Here is a 19442-nt window from a genome sequence, read left to right on the forward strand (position 1 = left end):
TACCGGGAACATGAATACCGGAGACATGATGGCAGCCGGCCCGCTTGCCGAAGGAAGCGACTCCGCGGACGGATTGGCCGGCGCCCGCGTGCTGGTCGTCGACGACAACCGGATCAACCGCCATCTCCTGCTGGCCCTGCTGGAGCGCGGCGGCATCACCATGGTCGAGCAGGCGGAGGATGGGCAGGAGGCGCTGGCCCGGATGGAGCGCTTCAAGCCCGATCTCGTCCTGCTCGACCTGATGATGCCGCGGATGGACGGGTTCGAGATGTGCCGGCTCCTGCGCGCCGACCCGCGATGGAAATCGCTGCCGGTGCTGGTGCAGTCCAGCCTGAACCGCGTCGAGGACCGTGCCCGCGCCTTCCGCGCCGGGGCGACCGATTACGTCACCAAACCGATCAACGCGGTGGAGCTGCTGGCCCGCGTGCGCATCCAGCTTCGCAAACGCGCCATGCTGCGCGACCTGGAGCAGTATCACAGCCGGACCGAGAGCGAACTGGCGCTCGCCCGCGCGATGCAAAGCCGGCTGCTGCCCGGTCCCGACCGGCTGGCGGACCTGCAGGCGGCGACCGGCATCGCCATCGACGCCCATTTCGCCCCCTCATCTGAGCTTGGCGGCGATTTCTGGGGCATCGACCGGCTGCCGGGCGGCCGGGTCGCCGTCTACATGGTCGATTTTTCCGGCCATGGCGTGGGGGCGGCGCTGAACACCTTCCGGCTGGACGCCATCTGCCGCCAGATCGGCAGCACGGAGCTGACCCCTGCCGAGTTCCTGGCCGCGATGAACCGCCGGCTGTGCGGCCTGCTTCCCTGCGGTCAGTTCGCCACGATGCTGACCGGCCTGATCGATCCGGTGGCGGGGGTGTTCGATTACGCCTCTGCCGGATCGACGACGCCGATGATGTGGCTGCCCGGCGACGAGGCGCCACGGCTGGGCGACGGCAGCGGCCTGCCGCTCGGCCTGCTGCCGTCCGCCACCTACGACAGCCGGCAGTTGCCGATGCCGCCGGGTGCGCGGCTGTTCCTCTACTCCGACGCGGCGATCGAGATTCCGCTCGGCTCGGAGGGCCATGATGTGCTGGACGAACCGGGCCTCGCCGCCCTGCTCGCCCGCCGCCTGCACGAGCCTGACGGCGCCCGCCTGCTCGACGGCTTGCTGGGCGATCTCCACGCCACCGGTCCCATCGACGACGACCTGACGGCGCTGCTGGTGTCCCGGCGGAGGTGAGTGTGGTGTTGGGGATCTAACGTCACATCAATAGGCACTGCGCCCAAAAGCAAAAAGGCCGCCCCCGAGGGAGCGGCCTTTCGCGTTCGGCAGGAGCCGACCGATCAGCGCGAGTAGAACTCGATGACCAGGTTCGGTTCCATCTGGACCGGGTACGGAACGTCGGCCAGCAGCGGGGCGCGGACGAAGCGGCCCTTCAGCGCGCTGCCGTCGACTTCCAGGTAATCGGGGATGTCACGCTCGCCGGAAGCGGCGGCTTCCAGGACCAGCGCCATCTGCTTGGACTTGGCGCGCACCTCAACGGTGTCGTTGTCCTTGATGCGGGCCGAAGCGATGTTCAGGCGGCGGCCGTTGACCAGGATGTGGCCGTGGTTGATCAGCTGGCGCGCGGCGAACGGGGTCGGCGCGAACTTCATGCGGTAGACCACGGCGTCCAGGCGACGCTCCAGCAGGCCGATCAGGTTCTCGCCGGTGTCGCCCTTGCGACGGACGGCCTCGGCATAGATACGGCGGAACTGCTTCTCGCCGATGTTGCCGTAGTAGCCCTTCAGCTTCTGCTTGGCCATCAGCTGCAGACCGTAGTCCGACGGCTTCTTGCGGCGCTGGCCATGCTGGCCCGGGCCATACTCGCGCTTGTTCAGCGGGCTCTTGGCACGGCCCCACAGGTTGACGCCAAGGCGGCGGTCGATCTTGTACTTGGACTCTTGACGCTTGCTCATAACTCTCACGCCTCGTTGTACACGAGTTGATGTTGTCCCGGTAGTTCCGACCGCCCTTTCAGGCGGCGGACGGGGCGCCAAAGATTGCGCGCGCCCGCTTTCCCAGGAGGTGAAGGCGCGCACAATACCCATTGGCGTGCCGGAGTCAAGCCTGACGGCGTATCTGGAACCCCTTGCCCGCCCTGCCGTTTTGCGCTCCCCTTCCCCACACCGCAAGCGGCAGGCAGGAATGACGCGATGGAACGGGTGGAGTGCGTGGTCGTCGGGGCGGGGGTGGTCGGTCTGGCGGTGGCGCGCCGGCTGGCGCGGGCCGGGCGCGAGGTGATCGTGCTGGAGGCGGCGGACGCCATCGGGACCGGCACCAGTTCCCGCAACTCCGAAGTCATCCATGCCGGCATCTATTATCCCACCGGCAGCCTGCGCGCCCGGCTGTGCGTGCCCGGCCGCGACGCTCTCTACGACTACTGCGCCGCCCATGGCGTGGAGCATCGCCGCATCGGCAAGCTGATCGTCGCGACGGAGGAGAATCAGCTGCCGAAGCTGGCGGCGATCCGCGCCCAGGCCGCCGCCAACGGCGTCACCGACCTGACGGAGGTCGACGCCGCCACGGCGATGCGGTGGGAACCGAACCTGCGCACCGTCGGCGCCCTGCTGTCGCCCTCCACCGGCATCATCGACAGCCACGGGCTGATGCTGGCCCTGCTGGGCGACGCCGAGGAGGCCGGCGCGATGCTGGCGTTGCAGAGCCCCCTGCTGCGCTCCCACCGCATCGCCGACGGTTTCGAGCTGGAGGTCGGCGGGGCGGAGCCGATGCGGCTGGCCTGCTCCACGCTGGTCAACGCCGCCGGGCTGGGCGCCTGGGCGGTCGCGCGCGGGCTGGAAGGGCTGGATGCCGCGCATGTGCCGCCGCGGGTGCTGGCGAAGGGCAACTACTATGCGCTGGCAACCGGCCGTTCCCCCTTCTCGCGGCTGGTCTATCCGGTGCCGGTGGAGGGTGGGCTGGGTGTCCACCTGACGCTGGATCTCGCCGGACAAGCCCGCTTCGGCCCCGACGTGGAATGGCTGGGCGATATCGCCGGCCATGGAGAGGGGCCCATCGACTATGCCGTCGATCCGGTCCGGGCCGACTCCTTCTACGGTGCGGTGCGCGCCTATTGGCCGGGGCTGCCCGACCACGCGCTGGTGCCGGCCTATTCGGGCGTGCGGCCCAAGCTGTGCGGACCGGGGCAGCCGCAGGCCGATTTCCTGATCCAGGGGCCGGGCACCCATGAAGTGGAGGGGCTGGTCAATCTGTTCGGCATCGAATCGCCGGGCCTGACCTCCTGCCTCGCCATCGCCGACGCGGTGGCGGCGGAGTTGGGCGAGGCTTCCGAGATCATTGGCGGTGCTTGGAGCTCACAGGGTTCTTGACCGCGACCTCGGCTCTCCCAATCTATAGGCGTGGCGGCGCCGGCATGTGCTGGGCCGCCGATCCGCCGGGCGCCGGAAACGGGCCCATCTTCCGCAACTCGCTCCCGTCGTGAGGAGGATGCGTCGTGACGACTCGCCTTTCGCTCTTCAACAGCCCGCTGCTTCTCGGCTTCGATCAGTTCGAGCGGACGCTCGACCGCATCGCCAAGAATTCGGCCGAAGGCTATCCCCCCTACAACATCGAGCAGATCGGCGACGACGGCCTGCGGATCACGCTTGCCGTGGCCGGCTTCACCTCCGAAGACCTGTCGGTCCAGATCGAGGACAACCAGCTCGTCATCCGCGGCCGCCAGACCGACGACAAGTCGCGCGTCTACCTGCATCGCGGCATCGCCGCCCGGCAGTTCCAGCGCAGCTTCGTCCTGGCCGAAGGGATAGAGGTCGTGGGCTGCTCGCTCGACAACGGGCTGCTCAACATCGACCTGACCCGTCCGATGCCGGAACCGAAGGTCCGCACCATCAAGATCGAGCAGCCGAAGAAATCCGCCGGCGGTGCCATGCCGCGCACCATCGACGTATCCGCCGACGGCAAGGACGACTGACCCGGCCCCCTTTTCCTCCCACCAGCCTTCCCGACACTCTGCACGCGCGGCCGCCCATGACGGGGAGCCGCCGGGAGACCACGATCATGATGAACGATACCCACAGCCAGCTGCGCCAGCTTTCGACCCAGGATTTCGCCAGCTTCGGCCTGGGCGACGTCGCCTATGTCCGCCCGGTGGAACTCGAGGGCACCGCCGCCTTCGCGATCCACGCCGCCGACGGCACGCCGCTGAGCGTCGTCGCCGACCGCGAGCTGGCCTTCGCCGCCATCGTGCAGAACGACATGGAGCCGGTCAGCGTCCACTGACCACCGGCCGGCATCTCGATCCTTGTCAGCCCTAACTCCTGTTGTAAGGTGCGCTCTGCCATAATCACGGGCGCTATACGCGAAAAAGGCATCGGGGGACGGTCGGTTGGACGGCGGGGCGAGCGATACGGCGGTGGACACGAAGACCGCCGCCGAAACGGAGAAACGGAAGGCGTGGGACGACGAGGCCCGCGATTCCCTGCATATTCTTCCGCTGTCGTCGATCCCGCTGGACACCCCCGGCCTGCAGCATGCCCGGCTGATCAAGAATGTCCGGCTGCAGACGGTGGTGGAGATGTTCCACGACGCCCAGGCGGGCAGCGGCCAGGTGACCGCCCGCCATCTGCCCGCCTATTTCGAGTCCTACAAGGACGAGATCGAGCGCGATCTGGTGAAGCTGGAGAAGATCGGCGCCGCCTCCAGCTTCGACGTCTACTCCTCGCGCATCGAGTTGCGGCGGCTGAACATCGACGTCAACAACGTCGAATCGTTGACGCTGTCGGACCGCAAGAAGGCGGAGCTGACCAACTACATGCGCGTCTTCACCCGGCCGCTGATGGAATATGTCTACGGCACGGAAGAGCTTCAGGTCGCGGACGTGACCGACATCATCCAGCTGTTCGCCAATCCCAACCGGGAGGAGGCGCTGCGCAACCTGCGCATGATGGCCGACCGGCTGGACATCGGCCTGAACGAGATCCCGCAGTTCCTGGAGGAGTACGGCGACATCTTCCTGTCGCTGGCCTATTTCCGCAAATGCCTGGACGAGATCGTGCCGGAGGTGCAGCGCTTCGTCACCTGGATGGGCGAAATCCGCAGTTCCGCCGAGGTGAAGCGCGATCCGCGCCAGATCAGGCTGCTGGATGAGATCGCCCGCGACCTGACAGACATCTCCACCTCCATCACCGGCCGGTTCGAGAGCTTCGACAACCGGTCCAAGGATTTCTGGAGCGACATCAACGCCGACACCTTCCGCGCCATCCGCGAGTTGATCTCGTCCCACCACGTCACCATCGGCGGGGTGCTGTGCGGTCTGGCGGTGAAGATGAACCTGTGGAAGCACCGCTTCGCCCGCGGCGGCGGCGGTCCGAACCGGCGCATGGAGTTCGTGAAGTCGGAGATCCTGCCCGGCCTCTCCCACATCAAGGCGCTGGAGCAGTCGGCGCGGACGGGGCATTTGTAGGCTGCGGGCACCGCCCCGGCGGGCGTAATCAGTCCATCGAGAGAATCGTCGCCACCGCGCGGTTGTCCAGCAGGATCGTCGCGGCCAGCGTCAGGATCGGCGCCAGGAACAGCAGCCCGATGACACAGCGCACGATCAGATCGGTGCGCCGGGCGGAGCGGCAGAGTGGACACTCGTCGGGACCATGCCCGTAGTCGGAGCCGCAATAGGGACAGGCGGTGGTGTTGACCATGGCGAACGGGCTTTCGGAACGGGCCGGCGGCCGTGGAGCTGCCGCCATTCTGGACCGGTGCAACACCCGAACGTCATGAATTCACTGTCATCTTGCCGTCTTCGCCCCGCCTGTGGCCGAAGGGACGCTCACGCCGCCCTGTCCATCGGCACCAGCCCGGCGACGATGCGGCGGAACTGACCGGCAAAGCGCTCGCGGTCGGCAGCGGCCAGGGTGAAGGTGACATGCAGACGGCCGCCAACACCGCCACCAACACCGCCGTCAATCGCGCGCACCGTGGCTGGCATTGGTTCCAGCCCCGGCAACACGACGCTCAGCGCCGTCCCCTGCGCCAGAGCGGCCCAGCACTCCTGCGGCAAGCCGCTGATCTGCGCGCCGCCTTCCGAAGCATTGTCGACGGTCACCGGCACCTCGCGCCCGCCGATGGTCAGCCGGCCCGGCCGGTTCAGCGGGTAGCGCGGGGCGGCGCGGCGGTTCACCTCCGGCGTGGCGGTGCGGATCGCCTCGATCAGGACGCGGCGCAGCTGGTCGATGCTGGAGGCCACGCGGGTGGACAGGGCGTTGACCTCGCTGGCGCGTTCGCCGGTGGCCGTCGCCTCCTGCGAAACGGCGGCGATGCGGGTCGCCACCTCCTGCGCCGCGTTGGAGGTCTGGAGGACATTGCGGGCGATCTCGCCGGTTGCCGCCTCCTGCTCCTCGATGGCGGCGGCGACGGTGGCCGATACCGACTCCACCCCGCGCACCCGGTCGGCGATGGCGCGCACCGCGTTGACCGCCTCCGCGGTGGTGGCCTGGATGGTGGCGATCTGGCTTTCGATCTCGTCGGTCGCCCGCGCGGTCTGCCCGGCCAGCTGCTTCACCTCGCTGGCGACCACCGCGAAGCCCTTTCCGGCCTCCCCTGCCCGCGCCGCTTCGATGGTGGCGTTCAGAGCCAGCAGATTGGTCTGGCCGGCGACGTCGTTGATCAGGTCGGTCACTTCGCCGATGCGGGTCACGGCCTCGGCAAGGCGCTGGATGGTTTCCTCCGCCCGGACCGAGGCGCCGACCGCCTCGCCGGTCATGGCGGTGGCGGCGCCGACCTGGGTGGCGATCTCGCGGATGGAGGCGCTCAGCTGCTCCGACGCGGCAGCCACGGTCTGGGCGTTCGACAGCGCCTGGGTCGCGGCGGCGGCCACATTCTGGCTGTTGTCGCTGACCGCGCGGGCCGATTCGGCCATGCGGGTCGCGTTAGCGGCCATCTGGCTGGTCTGGCTGGCGACCACATCGACGGCATTGGACGCTTCCGTCTCCACCGTCTCGGCCATGCGCAGCAAGGCGGCCTGCTTCTCCCGTTCGGACCGTTCCCGCTCTTCCTCGCGCAGACGGCGCAGCCGCTCGGCCTCCTCGGCATTCTCCTTGAAGACGCGCAGGGCCCCGGCCATCGCACCGATCTCGTCGCCGCGGTCGGAACCGGGAATGGCGACGCCGAGGTCGCCCTGGGCCAAGCGGCGCATCGCGGCGGTCAGCTCACCCACCGGCCGTACCACCCGGCGCCGGATGCCCAGCACGCCCAGCACCACCACCGCCAGCACCAGGGCCGAAACGCCCCAAACCGCGCTCATGAACAGGCTTTCGCGTCCGGCGGCATAGACCTCCGTCTCGCTGTTGTAGCGGGTGGTGTCCGCGACGATCCGGTCGACGACGGCGCGATGGGCCGCATAGGCCTCGGCGATGACCGCGTAGGAGGCGCGGGCCGCCGCCTCGTCCTTGCGGGCGAGCGCCGGCAGGAACTTCGTCTCGACTTCGGTCCAGAAGCGCATCACCGGCGCATGCGATGCCTTGGTCAACTGGTCGACGAGCGACGGCTCGAACCCTTCCTTCAACCAGTATTCGTGCCGGTCGTCGTAATCCTTGCGCAGCTGCACCAGACGCGCCCGCCGCTGCTCCACCGACGCCGGGTCGCTCATCGCCAACGTGGTTTCCAGATAGGCCTCGATCACATATTCCGGCGGCGGCAGGATGTCGGCGATCAGATCCTTGCCCAGCACGATGCGCTGGTAGATCGGACCACCCACCTTCAGTTCGCGGATCGCCAGCGCACCCGTCAGGACGACCGCCAGGAAGCCGAGCGTGACCACCACGCCGAACAGGTTGGTGAGCGCGGCAATCCTGAGGTTCTTCAGCATGATGCGACCCCTGCGCAAAAACGACTGCAGAGGGTTGCTTCTCAGATTGAACTATTCATGACAAGCAAAAAACTTGCTCGATTATCGGGTCAAATAGAAATGATGTTTCATTGTGCGCTTTGCATACGGAATGTGCAGTGTCTGCGCAATGACCGACCAAAGTACCGGCAATGGAATCAAGTGAGGACCAAAGTACCGATCCAACCGACCAGAGCGAGGATCACCAGCATCACCAGCAGGGTGACGATCACCGCATTGCTGCGTCGAATCGAACGGCAGCGCGGACAGCCCCCCTCCGTCACGGCGGGATAGGGATGGTTGCAGCGGTCGCAGCGGACGGTCTGTTCGGTTCCGGTCTGGTCCGTCATCGGCGGGTTCCATGGTGTCGAAGCCTGTGAGGCCGCATGGATAGCACGGCCGACGCTGCACCGCAGCGGTGAACACGTGCCCGTGGGCACGGTTACGGACAGGACGGAATGTCGCAGCAACGGGCCGCGCCGCCGTCAATCCGCGGCGGAGGATTCCACCGGCGGCACACGCAGTTCCGTCGCCTGCAGGCGGCGCGGGCTGTGGTCCAGAGGTTCCAGCAGCGGCATCTCCGATCCCTCCGGTGCGGCATGCAGGTCGCGGAATCGGCGCGCGCTGACCAGCACCCGCGATTCCAGCGTACCGACCGCACTGTTGTAGCAGCCGACGGCCTTGTCCAGCTGCCCGCCCAGCTTTTCCATATGGCCGCCCAGGTCGGACAGGCGCTTGTACAGCTCCGCCCCCAGCGCGCTGATCTCGCGGGCATTGTCGGCCAGCCGCTCCTGCCGCCAGCCATAGGCGACGGCGCGCAGCAGCGCGATCAGAGTGGTCGGGGTGGCCAGGATGACGCGATGGTCGATGCCGGCCTCGATCAGCGCCGGGTCCTGCTCCAGCGCCGCGGAGAAGAAATTCTCGCCGGGCAGGAACAGCACGACGAATTCCGGGCTGTCGTCGAACTGGTCCCAATAGCCCTTGGTGCCGAGCTGTTTCATATGCTCGCGCACATGGCGGGCATGGCGGACCATGCCGTCGCGCCGCGCACCGTCGTCCGCCGCCTGGACGCCGTCCAGATAGCCTTCCAGCGGCGTCTTGGCATCGACCACGATGGTCTTGCCGCCGGGCAGGGTGACGATCAGGTCGGGGCGCAGCCGGCCGCTGTCGACCGATACCTGCTCCACGAAGTCGCAATGGTCGAGCATGCCCGCCATCTCGCAGACCCGGCGCAGCTGGATTTCGCCCCAGCGCCCGCGCGCCGCCGGGGTGCGCAGCGCACGGACGAGGTTGCCGGTCTCCGCCCGCAGCTGGCTCTGGGTCTCCACCAGCGACAGCACCTGCTGCTTCAACCCCTCATAGGCGCCGGCGCGGCTGCTTTCCAGGTCGCGGATCTGGCGGTCCATCGCCTCCAGCGACTGGCGCACCGGATCGACGATGGCGGCGATGGCGGTCTGGCGCTTGTCCAGGTCGCCCTTCGCCTGCTCCTGGAAGCCTGCCAGCGTCTCCCGCGCCAGATCGAGGAAGCTGCGGTTGTTCTGGTGCAGCGCCTCCGCCGACAATGCCTTGAAGCTGTCGGCCAGCGCCGCCTGCGCCCGCTCCAGCAGGGCCATCTTCTCCGCCGCCGCGGTCCGTTCGGCGTCCAGCCGGGTCGACAGCTGGGCGTGGCGTTCGCGGGCGTCGGCGACCTCGCCATGCAGCCGGGCGATCTGGTGGTCCCGCGCCTCGATCTCCTCGCGCAGGTCATCCTCGGTCCGCTCGGCGAGGTCGAGGCGGGTGGCGAACTCCGCATGCAGGGCAGCAGCCGCGGCCTCCCCCCGGCCCGCCGCGGCGCGCAGCACCGCCCAGGCGATGGCGGTGCCCAGCAGCAGGCCGGCTGCCAGCCCGATCGCCAGGGACATCCCGTCCACCACCATCCCGTTCACCACGAACTGCGTCACACCCGCTCCCTCACCCCTGCCCCACACCTGAAACGAGCACAGCCTATCGGAACGAAACGCGAATTGGAACAGGGCGCGAACAGACAGGGTGACGCAGCATTGCCCAGCCGCCGCTTTCCCCGCTTGCCCAACCAAGTCCGCGGCGCCATATCGGAGGCCATGCCAGACGACAACACTCCCGACAGCAAATCCCCCAATGGCGCCCCCAACGGCGCCTCCAATGGCGCCTCCGATTGCGGCCCCGGCTGCGGCGGCCCCCGCGTCCGCGCCATACCCCCCGGCGAGGATCGCGAGCGGCTGATGTGCCCGGATTGCGGCTACATCGCCTACCAGAACCCGCTGATGGTGGTCGGCGCGGTGGCGACCTGGGAGGATGGCCGCATCCTGCTGTGCCGCCGCGCCATCGAACCGCGCAAGGGCTTCTGGACCCTGCCCGCCGGCTTCATGGAGGAGCGCGAGAGCACCCGCGAGGGAGCGGCCCGCGAAGCCTGGGAGGAGGCGCGCGCCCGCATCGACATCGACCATCTGCTGGCGATCTACGACATCCCGCGCATCAGCCAGGTTCAGATGATTTTCCGCGCCCGTCTGCTGTCCCCGGACGTGGAGCCCGGCCCGGAGAGCCTGGAGGTCGGGCTGTTCGCCTGGGACGAGATCCCCTGGGGCGAGCTTGCCTTCCCCACGGTGGTCTGGGCTCTGCGCGAGCACCGCGACCGGCTCGGCCGCAGCGATTGCGCCCCCGCGGTCAACCCCACCCCGGACGCGCTCGCCCGCTGGGACCGGATGCTGTGAGGAGCGCCGCCTAGCGCCGTTCCACCGGGAATTTCGCCACCAGTTCCTGCTCCGCGCCGTCGCGCCGGATGGTCAGCGGCAGCCATGTGCCGGGCGCCTGACGGCGGATGACGGCGACCAGATCGGCCGGCGCCCGAACCGGGCTTCCGGCGGCGATCAGGATGCGGTCGCCGGTGCGCAGGCCGGCCGCCGCGGCAACGCTGCCGTCGCTGACCGATCCCACCGTGATGCCTTCCGGACCGGGATCGAGCTGCACGCCCAGCCGCGGCCGCTGTGGTTCGGCATCCTCGCGCGCCGGCCCCAGCCCGAAGACCGCATCGGCGATGCGCCCGTCCAGCTCGTCGCAGTCGCGGTCGGCATCCCACGGCAGCAGCACGGCGGCATCGGCGATGCCGAGGTCGGCCAGCTGGTGCGGGACGCCGTCGCGGTAGAGGGTATGGCCCTGCCCCAGGATGCCGACGACGGCGCGGCCGGTGGTCCGACGGGTTTCCGCAATCTTCTCCGCCATGGCGCGGTCCCAAACACCTTGCGCGTCGATGAAGCGCTTGGCCGCATCGGTGGGGGCGGCCGCCTGCGATTCCGAGCGGTCGTGTGCCGCCAGCGTTTCGGTCAGGCGGTTGCGGTAGGTTTCCGTCGGGGCGGCGGGGGTGCCGACGCCCTCGCGCTCCGCCCCCGGAATGGCGGCCCAGCCGTTGCGGGCGGTGCGGCTGATCAGCGAACGTTCCACATTCAGCGCCACCACCGGCAGCCGGTGCAGACGGGCGAATTGCAGGATCGGCAGGTAGAAGGCCGGATCGAAGCCCCAAACCGTACGCCAGTCCGTCTCCTTCAGGAACTCGCTTTCCGTCAGTTCCCCCGCCACCCAGCGGTCGAGCACCGGCTGCAGTCGGCGTGGCAGCATCTCCATCCCGACGGCAAGGTCGGGGTTCAGCGCATGCAGGCCAGCCAGGGTGTGGAGCTGCCAGCGGTGGTGATCGGCCTTGTCATGCTGCTCCCCCAGCAGGACGACCGGCGCTTCGGCGAGCCGGCGCAGCAGCGGTGCCGGCTCCACCGCCGTTCCGGTGCCGTCGGCCCACACGCCCGGCGGCACGCAGCCGATGCGCGCGGCATCCTCCGCCCGGACGCCGGATGCGGCGACGAAGGACAGCGCCGCGAAGACCAGCGGGGCAAGACGAAAGGGACGGGCCAAGGGAAGGGGGATGGGACGGAAGATCTGGCGCAAGGGTCGGCTCCGTCGGCTCAGGCATTGCGCCAAGGTTGGAACTGCCGGACACAAGGTCAATGGCGAACGCCACCGATTGCGTCGTTCGGCCGCGCTGAAGATCCGCGGCGGATGACAGCCGGTGCATCGGCGGGTAGGATCGGCACCGGCGGTGGACATACGGCGGATGGCGGCCTTCCGCGCCGGCATCCGTATACTCCCGAGGCCAGACCCAGGGCGTCCGCTCTCCCCGCCCGACCGCAATCATTCGTGAAGCGCACCGCCGCCATGCCGCACCGCAAGACCGTCATTCTCACCGGCGCCAGCCGGGGTATCGGACACGCCACCGTCACCCGGTTCAGCAACGAAGGCTGGCGCGTGATCTCCTGCTCGCGCGAGGATGTGCCGGAGCATTGCCGGCGCGATCCCAACTGGACCCACCACATCCCGGCCGACCTGTCCGACCCCGCCAGCCGCGCCGCGTTCGTGGAGGAGGCGAACAAGGCGCTGGACGGCGCCCCCCTGCATGCCCTGATCAACAACGCCGGCATCTCGCCCAAGACCCCGATCAAGGAGCGGCTGGGCTGCCTGAACGGCTCGATCGAGGGCTGGCACCGGGTGTTCGAGCTGAACTTCTTCGCAGCACTGGTTCTGGCCCGCGGCTTCGCCGCCCCGCTGTCGAAGGGCAAGGGGGCGATCGTCAACGTCACCTCCATCGCCGGCCATTCGGTGCACCCCTTCGCCGGCTCCGCCTATTCCACCTCCAAGGCGGCGCTGTCCGGCCTGACCCGCGAAATGGCGGTGGAGTTCGCGGAGATCGGCGTCCGCGTCAACGCCGTCGCCCCCGGGGAGATCGAAACGGCGATGACCGGCCCGGAATACGACGTGCTGATCCCGCGCATCCCGCTGAAGCGCATGGGAACGCCGGAAGACGTCGCCGCGGTGATCTTCTACCTCTGCGGCCCGGATTCGGCCTATGTGACCGGTACGGAGACCTTCATCACCGGCGGGCAGCATCTGTTCTGAGGGGGTGCCGCAGACCGGCTAAGTGATACCCCCACCTAACCTCCTCCGCTGGGCGGGGGAGGGACTGCCGCTGAACGCCGACAAAAGTCCAATTCCCTCCCCCGCCCAGCGGGGGAGGTTAGGTGGGGGTCTAACTCCGCACTTTACTTCCCCGCCCGCCAGGCGATCAGCCGCCGCGCCGCCTCGGCGATGGTCTCCTCAGACCCGGCGAAGCTGAAGCGCAGGAAGCGTCGGCCGCGGGCGGTGTCGAAATCGATGCCCGGAGTGCAGGCGATGCCCGTCTCCTCCAGGATCTGCTTCGCCAGCGCTTCGCTGTCGTCGGTCATGTCCGACACGTCGGCATAGATGTAGAAGGCGCCATCGGCCGGAGCCATCTTGGTGAAGCCCGCCTTCGGCAGTTCCTGCAGCAGAACCGCGCGGTTGCGGGCGTAGCGGGCGACGTGGCCGTCCAACTCCGCCGTGCAGTCGAAGGCCGCGACCGCCGACACCTGGCTCAGCGTGGGCGCCGAAATGAACAGGTTCTGCGCCAGACATTCGACCGACCGCAGCAGATCGTCCGGCACGATCATCCAGCCCAGACGCCAGCCGGTCATCGAGAAATATTTGGAGAAGCTGTTGACCACCAGCGCCTGTTCGTTCACCTCGGCCGCGGTGACCGCGTCGGTGCCATAGGTCAGTCCGTGGTAGATCTCGTCCGACACCATGCGCACGCCGTTGGCGCGGCACCAGTCGGACAGCGCGGTCAGTTCCTCGCGGCTCAGCATCGTGCCGGTCGGGTTGGCCGGGCTGGCGACGATCAGCCCCTGCACCGGCTCCTCCAGCGCCTCCAGCAGTTCGATGGTCGGCTGGAAGCGATGCTCCGGCCCGGTCGGCAACTCCACCGGGATGACACCGGCAGCCGTCAGGGTGTGGCGGTAGGCCGGATAGCTGGGCGACGCCATCGCCACCCGATCACCCGGATCGAAGGCGGCGAGGAAGCCCAGCTGGAAGGCGCCCGACGACCCGGTGGTGACGACCACCCGCCGCTCCGGCACATCCACGCCGTACCGGTCCTTGTACCATTTGGCGATGGCCGCGCGCAGCGGCTGGATGCCCAGCGCCCCGGTGTAGCCCAGCGGGTCGCTTCCCACGACGGCGGTGGCAGCCGCCTGCACCACGCCCTTAGGCGCGCCGGTGGAGGGCTGCCCCACCTCCATATGCAGGACCTCAAGCCCGGCGGCCTCGCGCTCCGCCGCGGCGCGCATCACTTCCATCACGAAGAAGGGCGGAATGGCGCCCCGCTTGGAAACCTTGGGCTGCTTGCTCATGATCGTCCGTCTCTAACTCTCTTTTGGGCGGGCCGCTTTTTCGCGGTTCAGTCCCGCTTGCGTTCGCTTTCGACCGTCAGCGCCAGGCTGCCGGCGCGCGGGTCGGTTGCCGTCTGGCAATAGCGGATCCCGTCCTCCGTTGAAACCCGGCAGCCGATGAAGCTGACCCGCCCGGGGACGGATTGCGGACGCGCGGCCTGGATCTGCGGCGCGGTCGACTTGTCCTCCAGGCCCGACGGGAATGCCACCGACAGCAGGGCGGCCGGGCCGGCGGCGGGGCCGTCGCTGCCCCCGGCAGTGCCGACCCCGGCGAACAGGGTGCGGCCGATGATCGAGTTGGCGATCAGGGCCGGCGCGCCGAAGCCGCCGCGGTCCACCCCCTGGGCCACCAGCATGCCGGTGCCGGGAATGCCGCGCCCGGTGCCGAAGGGAGCGCCCTGGGTAAAGGCGCAGGCGGCGCCGTTCTCGTCCGGATCGATCACCATCACCCCGGCGCCGGCCGCAGTGGCAGTAGCGCCGGCACCGGTGGCGCCCAGCAGCTGGGCGGCACGGGTCGCGCGTTCGGCCGGCGGCAGGGCGGCCACCGCTTTCCAGGCCTGGATCAGGGCAGCCCCCGACTCCGGCTCGGTCGTGTCGGGAACATGCAGGTCGCTGATGTCGAAGGGCACGGTCAGCGTGGCGCCGACGCGCGGCTGATAGGCGCGCAGCTGCGCCGCATCCAGCCCAATGCCCTGGGCGACCGTCGCGGCGAGCGGCCCGGCATAGAAGGCGCCCACGCCCTGGCGGCGCAGCACCGACAGGGTCGCGGCCAGTTCCGGCTGGCCGGCGACCGTGCCGACCGCCGGCGTGCCGGCGCCCATCAGACGGCGACGTGCATCGGAATCGGCGGCCAGACGCCCGCCGAACGCGCTCAGATCCTGTACCAGCGCGCGGCTGAGGCCGGGGGAGAACTGGGCAAGCTGTTCCGCCGGGGCGACCACCTGCTCCCACCGCATCACGCCGGCCGAGGCCTGGACGGCATACAGGCCGCGCGCCATCGCGGGCATGCCGACGCCGCCGGCACCGACAGGGCGCGGCAGGAAGTCGATGGTGCGGGCCTTCTTGGACGCGGCGTCGAACAGAACGCAGACGCCGCCGCCGGTCAGCCCGACGCGCGACGGCAGGCTGGCGGTCATCGCCAGCGCCATGGCAGCCACCGCGTCGCCGGCCTTGCCGCCCTGGGCGATGATGTCCCGGCCGATGCCGGCGGCATAGGGTTCGTCGGCGACGACGAAGCTCTGGACCGTCGCGTCGGTCTTGAACTTCGTGTTGACGCAGCCGGTCAGCAGTGATGCAGCTATGGCAACCGCGCCCAACCGTCGCCAGATTCGCAAGCGAGTGTGTCGCGGCCCGGAGTTCCGCCGGTTCCGCGCGGGGGTCCGCTGTTCAAAGCCGGAGGTCGTCACGGTGCGCAAGCCCAGCAGGCTGGTTTCGGTCGTCGCCATCATGTCCATGTGTCTGATGTCGCTGGTGTGGGAAGCGCCACCGGCGAGCGCGCAGCGCCGCTCGGACATGCAGATCCTGGGCGACGCCGAGACGGACCATATCATCCGCAAGATGGCCCGGCCAATCTTCCAGGCGGCCGGCATCGACCCCGACTCGGTGCAGATCCTTCTGGTCAACGATCCGTCGGTGAACGCCTTCGTCGCCGGCGGACAGAACATCTTCCTGCACACCGGGCTGCTGCTGACGGTGGACGATGCCGACCAGCTGCTGGGCGTCATCGCGCACGAGACCGGCCACATCTCCGGCGGACATCTGGTGCGCGGGACGGAGGCGATGGACAACGCCTTCCTGTCCTCGCTGCTCGGCATGGGCCTGGGCGTCATCGGCGGCCTCGCCTCGGGCAACGCCGGGGCCGGCGCCGCGGGCGTCATGCTGGGCCAGCATCTGGCGGAGCGGAACTTCCTGTCCTTTTCCCGCACGCAGGAGGCATCGGCCGATCAGGCCGGCCTGTCCTTCCTGGAACAGTCGGGCATCTCCGCCAAGGGGATGGAGACCTTCCTGGAAAAGCTGGGCGTCGGCGAGCCGCTGATGAACGACCGCGACGCCGGCTATCGCCTGACCCACCCGCTGACGCGCGAGCGCATCGAAGCGGTGAGAGCCTTCGTCGCCCGGTCCCGCTATGCCGACGCCCGGCTGCCGACGGCGACGGAGGCCGACCTGCGGCGGATCCAGGCCAAGCTGTACGGCTATCTCGACCCGCGCGGCGCGCTGCAACGCTACAAGGCGAACGACCCGTCGCCCGCCGCCCGCTATGGCCGCGCCTATGCCTATTTCCGCCAGGGCGACGTGAGGCAGGCCACCCCGCTGGTCGACGGCCTGATCGCGGACGAGCCGAGGAATCCCTACCTGCACGAGATGAAGGGCGACCTGATGCTGCAGACCGGCCGCGCGCCGGATGCGGTCGTCCCCTACCGCAAGGCCATCGAGCTGGCCGGTTCCGAAGCCGGAACGATCCGCGTCTCGCTCGCCCACGCCCTGCTGGAACAGCGCGATTCCCGGCTCGCCGACGAGGCGTTGAAGAACCTGCAGATCGCGTCGAAGGGCAAGGCCCAGTCCGCCTTCCTGTGGCGGCTGACCGCCCAGGCCTGGAGCATGAAGAAGAACGACGGCATGGTCGCCTATGCCACCGCCGAGGAGGCGCTGGCGAGAGGCGACATGCCGATGGCGAAGGCGCAGGCCGAACGGGCGGAAAAGCTGCTGCCCGCCGGGTCGCCGGGCTGGCTGCGCGCCCAGGACATCCGCGGCCAGACCGGCGGCGACAGGACGCGCTGATCGGGTTGGGACGGATCGGTCATATGACGAAAGCGTCCTTCCGGTAACGCAACGGTCACCGAACCGTCCCGGCCACGTCATCGCCGCTTGCTATTCCGCGGACATCGAGCGCGTCCCCCCGCCACTTGGCCCCGCCACTTGGCCCGGACGCGCTGTACCGTCCACGGGAGTGCATGCCCATGCTGTCCGTCCGCCTGCCGTCCTGGCGCGGCGCCCTGTTCGCCACCGCAGCCCTGCTGTCCATCGCCCTGACCGCCGCGACCCCGGCTCAGGCCCAGGAACAGCAGGCCAAGCGCTTCCCCGCCACGCTGGCCGGCCATGCCCTGCTGCCGGCCGACACGTTGGTGCAGGCGCCGGCCGATGCCGGGCCGCTGTTCGCCACCGCCGGCAAGTTCACCAACGCCGACCGCAAGCGGGTGGACACGGTGGGCAGCATCCGCGCCACCTCCTTCGCCTCCGACCCCAAGGTCCCGCGCCAGACGGAGATCATGCTGCCGGTGGCCGGTCAGGCGGTTCAGGGCTTCTCCGCCATCGTGCCGCAGGGCAACGGCGAGTTCATGGCGCTGACCGACAACGGCTTCGGCAGCAAGGTGAACTCGGTCGATGCGCTGCTGATGGTCCATCGCGTCAAGCCGGACTGGCAGAGCGGCGCCCTGCAGCGGCTGGAGACGATTTTCCTGCGCGATCCCGACCGCAAGGTTCCCTTCGCCATCGTCAACGAGAACAGCACCGCGCGCTACCTGACCGGCGCCGACTTCGATCCCGAATCGCTGGTGGTGCAGGCCGATCGCCTGTTCATCGGCGAGGAGTTCGGCCCCTACATCCTGGAACTGAGCCGCGACGGCGTGGTCGTCGCGGTGCATGAGACGATGGTCGACGGCAAGCCGGCCCGCTCGCCCGACCATTACCGCAACGGCATCCTGCCGCCGGTGCCGGGCGCCGTCGCCTTCGAGGTCCGCCGGTCGCGCGGGTTCGAGCCGATGGGCGTGTCGCCGGACGGCAAGACCCTGTACCCGTCGCTGGAAGGCCCGCTGTGGAATGCCGCCGCCAACGCCTTCGAGAACAAGGACGGCCGCGCGTACACCCGCATCCTGGAATTTGACGTCGCCAGCCGCACGTACACTGGCAAGTCCTGGAAGTACAAGCTGGAGGACAACGCCAACGTCGTCGCCGATCTGGCGATGATCGACGCCGGCACCGCCCTGGTGATCGAGCGCGACGACAGCAGCGAGGGCGCGAAGACCCAGGCCTGCCAGGGCGAGGCGAAGCCCGACTGCTTCAACGCGCCGGCCGCCTTCAAGCGGGTCTACAAGATCGACATCGCCGGGGCCGACGCCGACGGCTTCGTGCGCAAGGTCGGTTACATCGACCTGACCGACATCGCCGATCCAGACCGCAAGGCCCGTGCCGGACAGGCGCCGGAAGGCCGCTTCGTCATGCCCCATCTGGGGCCGGAGGGGGTGAACATCGTCGATGCCGACCATATCGTGGTCGTCAACGACAACAACCTGCCCTACTCCACCGGCCGGACCATCGGCAAGGCCGACGGCGACGAGATGGCGCTGCTGTCGGTGGGCGAACTTCTGCGCGCCCGCTGATCACGCGATAGTGAAACCGGGGGTGTGGTCCGGGCGAGCGCTTTGCACTTGTCCGGACCCGATTGTCGGTCCAGTGTGGGCGGCCTTCGGCCCAATGTCCCCAGCGTTTTCGGAGACCGCCCACCATGCGCCCCGTTCTGCCGTACCTGCGTTCCGCCCTTTTGGCCCTGCCTGTCGCGGCGCTGGCGCTGTCCGCCGCCGCTCCGGCCCATGCGCAATCGGCGAGCTTCGACGGCAACCAGAAGGCCGCCATCGAGAAGATCGTCCGCGATTACCTGATGGAGCATCCCGAGGTCATCCTGCAGGCCGTCGACGCCATGCAGGAGCGCCAGAAGGCGGCTGAGGCCGAACAGGCCCGCAAGGCCCTGGTCGAGAACAGGCAGGAGCTGACGCGCAACCCCGCCGACCCGGTCGCCGGCAACCCGCAGGGCGACGTGACGGTGGTGGAGTTCTTCGATTACCAGTGCGGCTACTGCAAGGCCGTGCAGGCCGACACCCAGGCGCTGATCAAGGGCGACCCCAAGCTTCGCTTCGTTTTGAAGGAATTCCCGATCCTGGGGCCGGCCTCGCTGCTGGCCTCCAAGGCCGCACTCGCCTCCCGCGCCCAGGGCAAGTACATGGAATTCCACAATGCCCTGATGGCCCACCGCGGCCAGTTGGACGAGGCGGTGGTCATGCGGCTGGCCAAGTCGGTCGGTCTCGACACCGACCGGCTGAAGAAGGACATGGAGTCGCCGGACGTGCTGAAGGTGATCGCCTCCAACCAGGCGCTGGCCGAGAAGCTGAACATCCGCGGCACCCCGGCCTTCGTCTTCGGCGACGAGCTGGTGCCCGGCGCCATCAAGCTGGACGACATGAAGCGGCTGACCGACGCCGCCCGCGCCAAGGGTTGAGGCGGG

At 68.9% G+C, this 19442-nt stretch carries 18 protein-coding genes; 10 read left to right on the top strand and 8 right to left on the bottom strand.

The annotated features are described in order from the left end of the window. The first annotated feature begins 25 nt into the window (after nt 1-25). Nucleotides 26-1228, top strand: a complete 1203-nt coding sequence (locus ACWPKK_RS09885) for a PP2C family protein-serine/threonine phosphatase (protein ID WP_452003271.1) — start codon at nt 26-28, stop codon at nt 1226-1228. 104 nt (nt 1229-1332) lie between these two features. Here ACWPKK_RS09885 and rpsD read toward each other — a convergent pair whose 3' ends face one another. Then, nucleotides 1333-1947 (bottom strand): 30S ribosomal protein S4, encoded by a 615-nt coding sequence (rpsD, locus tag ACWPKK_RS09890; protein WP_324868425.1) that lies wholly within the window; start codon nt 1945-1947, stop codon nt 1333-1335. Nucleotides 1948-2184: 237 nt separating this feature from the next. Between rpsD and ACWPKK_RS09895 the strand changes: the two genes are divergently transcribed. The 4 genes from ACWPKK_RS09895 (at nt 2185) to ACWPKK_RS09910 (ending at nt 5450) form a co-directional block, all read left to right on the top strand. Next, nucleotides 2185-3357, top strand: a complete 1173-nt coding sequence (locus ACWPKK_RS09895; protein WP_452003274.1) for an NAD(P)/FAD-dependent oxidoreductase — start codon at nt 2185-2187, stop codon at nt 3355-3357. Nucleotides 3358-3482: 125 nt separating this feature from the next. Continuing rightward, nucleotides 3483-3959 (top strand): Hsp20 family protein, encoded by a 477-nt coding sequence (locus ACWPKK_RS09900; RefSeq protein WP_149222273.1) that lies wholly within the window; start codon nt 3483-3485, stop codon nt 3957-3959. Between the two features lie 86 nt (nt 3960-4045). Next, the gene (locus tag ACWPKK_RS09905; RefSeq protein ID WP_149222274.1) at nt 4046-4267 is read left to right on the top strand and encodes a DUF1150 family protein; all 222 of its coding nucleotides are present in this window, start codon (nt 4046-4048) and stop codon (nt 4265-4267) included. A gap of 133 nt (nt 4268-4400) precedes the next feature. Beyond that, entirely contained in the window at nt 4401-5450 is a 1050-nt protein-coding gene (locus ACWPKK_RS09910; protein ID WP_452003277.1) for a hypothetical protein, read from the top strand. Between the two features lie 28 nt (nt 5451-5478). On the opposite strand, the gene ACWPKK_RS09915 is transcribed toward ACWPKK_RS09910, so the two are convergent. From ACWPKK_RS09915 to rmuC, 4 genes are all read right to left on the bottom strand, one after another. After that, the gene (locus ACWPKK_RS09915) at nt 5479-5730 is read right to left on the bottom strand and encodes a hypothetical protein (RefSeq protein ID WP_452003279.1); all 252 of its coding nucleotides are present in this window, start codon (nt 5728-5730) and stop codon (nt 5479-5481) included. 80 nt (nt 5731-5810) lie between these two features. Then, nucleotides 5811-7847, bottom strand: a complete 2037-nt coding sequence (locus ACWPKK_RS09920) for a methyl-accepting chemotaxis protein (RefSeq protein ID WP_452003282.1) — start codon at nt 7845-7847, stop codon at nt 5811-5813. A 176-nt stretch (nt 7848-8023) separates the two neighbouring features. Then, nucleotides 8024-8215, bottom strand: coding sequence for a hypothetical protein (locus tag ACWPKK_RS09925; RefSeq protein ID WP_324868415.1), 192 nt, complete (start codon nt 8213-8215; stop codon nt 8024-8026). 135 nt (nt 8216-8350) lie between these two features. Beyond that, nucleotides 8351-9805, bottom strand: coding sequence for a DNA recombination protein RmuC (gene rmuC, locus ACWPKK_RS09930; protein ID WP_452003285.1), 1455 nt, complete (start codon nt 9803-9805; stop codon nt 8351-8353). A 159-nt stretch (nt 9806-9964) separates the two neighbouring features. Between rmuC and ACWPKK_RS09935 the strand changes: the two genes are divergently transcribed. Continuing rightward, nucleotides 9965-10594 carry an NUDIX hydrolase gene (locus ACWPKK_RS09935; protein ID WP_452003288.1) on the top strand — a complete coding sequence of 210 codons (630 nt, stop codon included), beginning with the start codon at nt 9965-9967 and terminating at the stop codon, nt 10592-10594. Nucleotides 10595-10604: 10 nt separating this feature from the next. Here ACWPKK_RS09935 and ACWPKK_RS09940 read toward each other — a convergent pair whose 3' ends face one another. Next, entirely contained in the window at nt 10605-11816 is a 1212-nt protein-coding gene (locus tag ACWPKK_RS09940; RefSeq protein WP_452003291.1) for a ChaN family lipoprotein, read from the bottom strand. Between the two features lie 267 nt (nt 11817-12083). Between ACWPKK_RS09940 and ACWPKK_RS09945 the strand changes: the two genes are divergently transcribed. Next, nucleotides 12084-12821, top strand: a complete 738-nt coding sequence (locus ACWPKK_RS09945) for an SDR family NAD(P)-dependent oxidoreductase (RefSeq protein WP_149222464.1) — start codon at nt 12084-12086, stop codon at nt 12819-12821. Nucleotides 12822-12964: 143 nt separating this feature from the next. Here the strand turns inward: ACWPKK_RS09945 and ACWPKK_RS09950 are convergent, their stop codons facing one another. Both ACWPKK_RS09950 and ACWPKK_RS09955 read right to left on the bottom strand, forming a co-directional pair. Next, entirely contained in the window at nt 12965-14128 is a 1164-nt protein-coding gene (locus ACWPKK_RS09950; RefSeq protein ID WP_452003293.1) for a pyridoxal phosphate-dependent aminotransferase, read from the bottom strand. Between the two features lie 47 nt (nt 14129-14175). Further along, nucleotides 14176-15501, bottom strand: coding sequence for a gamma-glutamyltransferase (locus ACWPKK_RS09955; RefSeq protein ID WP_452003296.1), 1326 nt, complete (start codon nt 15499-15501; stop codon nt 14176-14178). A gap of 73 nt (nt 15502-15574) precedes the next feature. On the opposite strand from ACWPKK_RS09955, the gene ACWPKK_RS09960 reads away from it, so the two are divergent. From ACWPKK_RS09960 to ACWPKK_RS09970, 3 genes are all read left to right on the top strand, one after another. Continuing rightward, entirely contained in the window at nt 15575-16945 is a 1371-nt protein-coding gene (locus ACWPKK_RS09960) for a M48 family metalloprotease (RefSeq protein WP_452003299.1), read from the top strand. Nucleotides 16946-17118: 173 nt separating this feature from the next. Beyond that, the gene (locus ACWPKK_RS09965) at nt 17119-18543 is read left to right on the top strand and encodes an esterase-like activity of phytase family protein (RefSeq protein WP_452003301.1); all 1425 of its coding nucleotides are present in this window, start codon (nt 17119-17121) and stop codon (nt 18541-18543) included. Nucleotides 18544-18668: 125 nt separating this feature from the next. Next, nucleotides 18669-19436 (top strand): DsbA family protein, encoded by a 768-nt coding sequence (locus ACWPKK_RS09970; RefSeq protein WP_452003304.1) that lies wholly within the window; start codon nt 18669-18671, stop codon nt 19434-19436. The last annotated feature ends 6 nt before the right edge of the window (nt 19437-19442 follow it).

The organism is Azospirillum largimobile (assembly GCF_977007025.2).

Bases quoted from the DNA above. Each gene is read 5' to 3' on its own strand.
- ACWPKK_RS09885 (WP_452003271.1), top strand. From the start codon at position 26: ATGATGGCAGCCGGCCCGCTTGCCGAAGGAAGCGACTCCGCGGACGGA.
- ACWPKK_RS09920 (WP_452003282.1), bottom strand. From the start codon at position 7,847: ATGCTGAAGAACCTCAGGATTGCCGCGCTCACCAACCTGTTCGGCGTG.
- ACWPKK_RS09965 (WP_452003301.1), top strand. From the start codon at position 17,119: ATGCCCATGCTGTCCGTCCGCCTGCCGTCCTGGCGCGGCGCCCTGTTC.
- ACWPKK_RS09945 (WP_149222464.1), top strand. From the start codon at position 12,084: ATGCCGCACCGCAAGACCGTCATTCTCACCGGCGCCAGCCGGGGTATC.
- ACWPKK_RS09915 (WP_452003279.1), bottom strand. From the start codon at position 5,730: ATGGCGGCAGCTCCACGGCCGCCGGCCCGTTCCGAAAGCCCGTTCGCC.
- ACWPKK_RS09895 (WP_452003274.1), top strand. From the start codon at position 2,185: ATGGAACGGGTGGAGTGCGTGGTCGTCGGGGCGGGGGTGGTCGGTCTG.
- ACWPKK_RS09925 (WP_324868415.1), bottom strand. From the start codon at position 8,215: ATGACGGACCAGACCGGAACCGAACAGACCGTCCGCTGCGACCGCTGC.
- rpsD (WP_324868425.1), bottom strand. From the start codon at position 1,947: ATGAGCAAGCGTCAAGAGTCCAAGTACAAGATCGACCGCCGCCTTGGC.
- ACWPKK_RS09905 (WP_149222274.1), top strand. From the start codon at position 4,046: ATGATGAACGATACCCACAGCCAGCTGCGCCAGCTTTCGACCCAGGAT.
- ACWPKK_RS09950 (WP_452003293.1), bottom strand. From the start codon at position 14,128: ATGAGCAAGCAGCCCAAGGTTTCCAAGCGGGGCGCCATTCCGCCCTTC.
- ACWPKK_RS09935 (WP_452003288.1), top strand. From the start codon at position 9,965: ATGCCAGACGACAACACTCCCGACAGCAAATCCCCCAATGGCGCCCCC.
- ACWPKK_RS09970 (WP_452003304.1), top strand. From the start codon at position 18,669: ATGCGCCCCGTTCTGCCGTACCTGCGTTCCGCCCTTTTGGCCCTGCCT.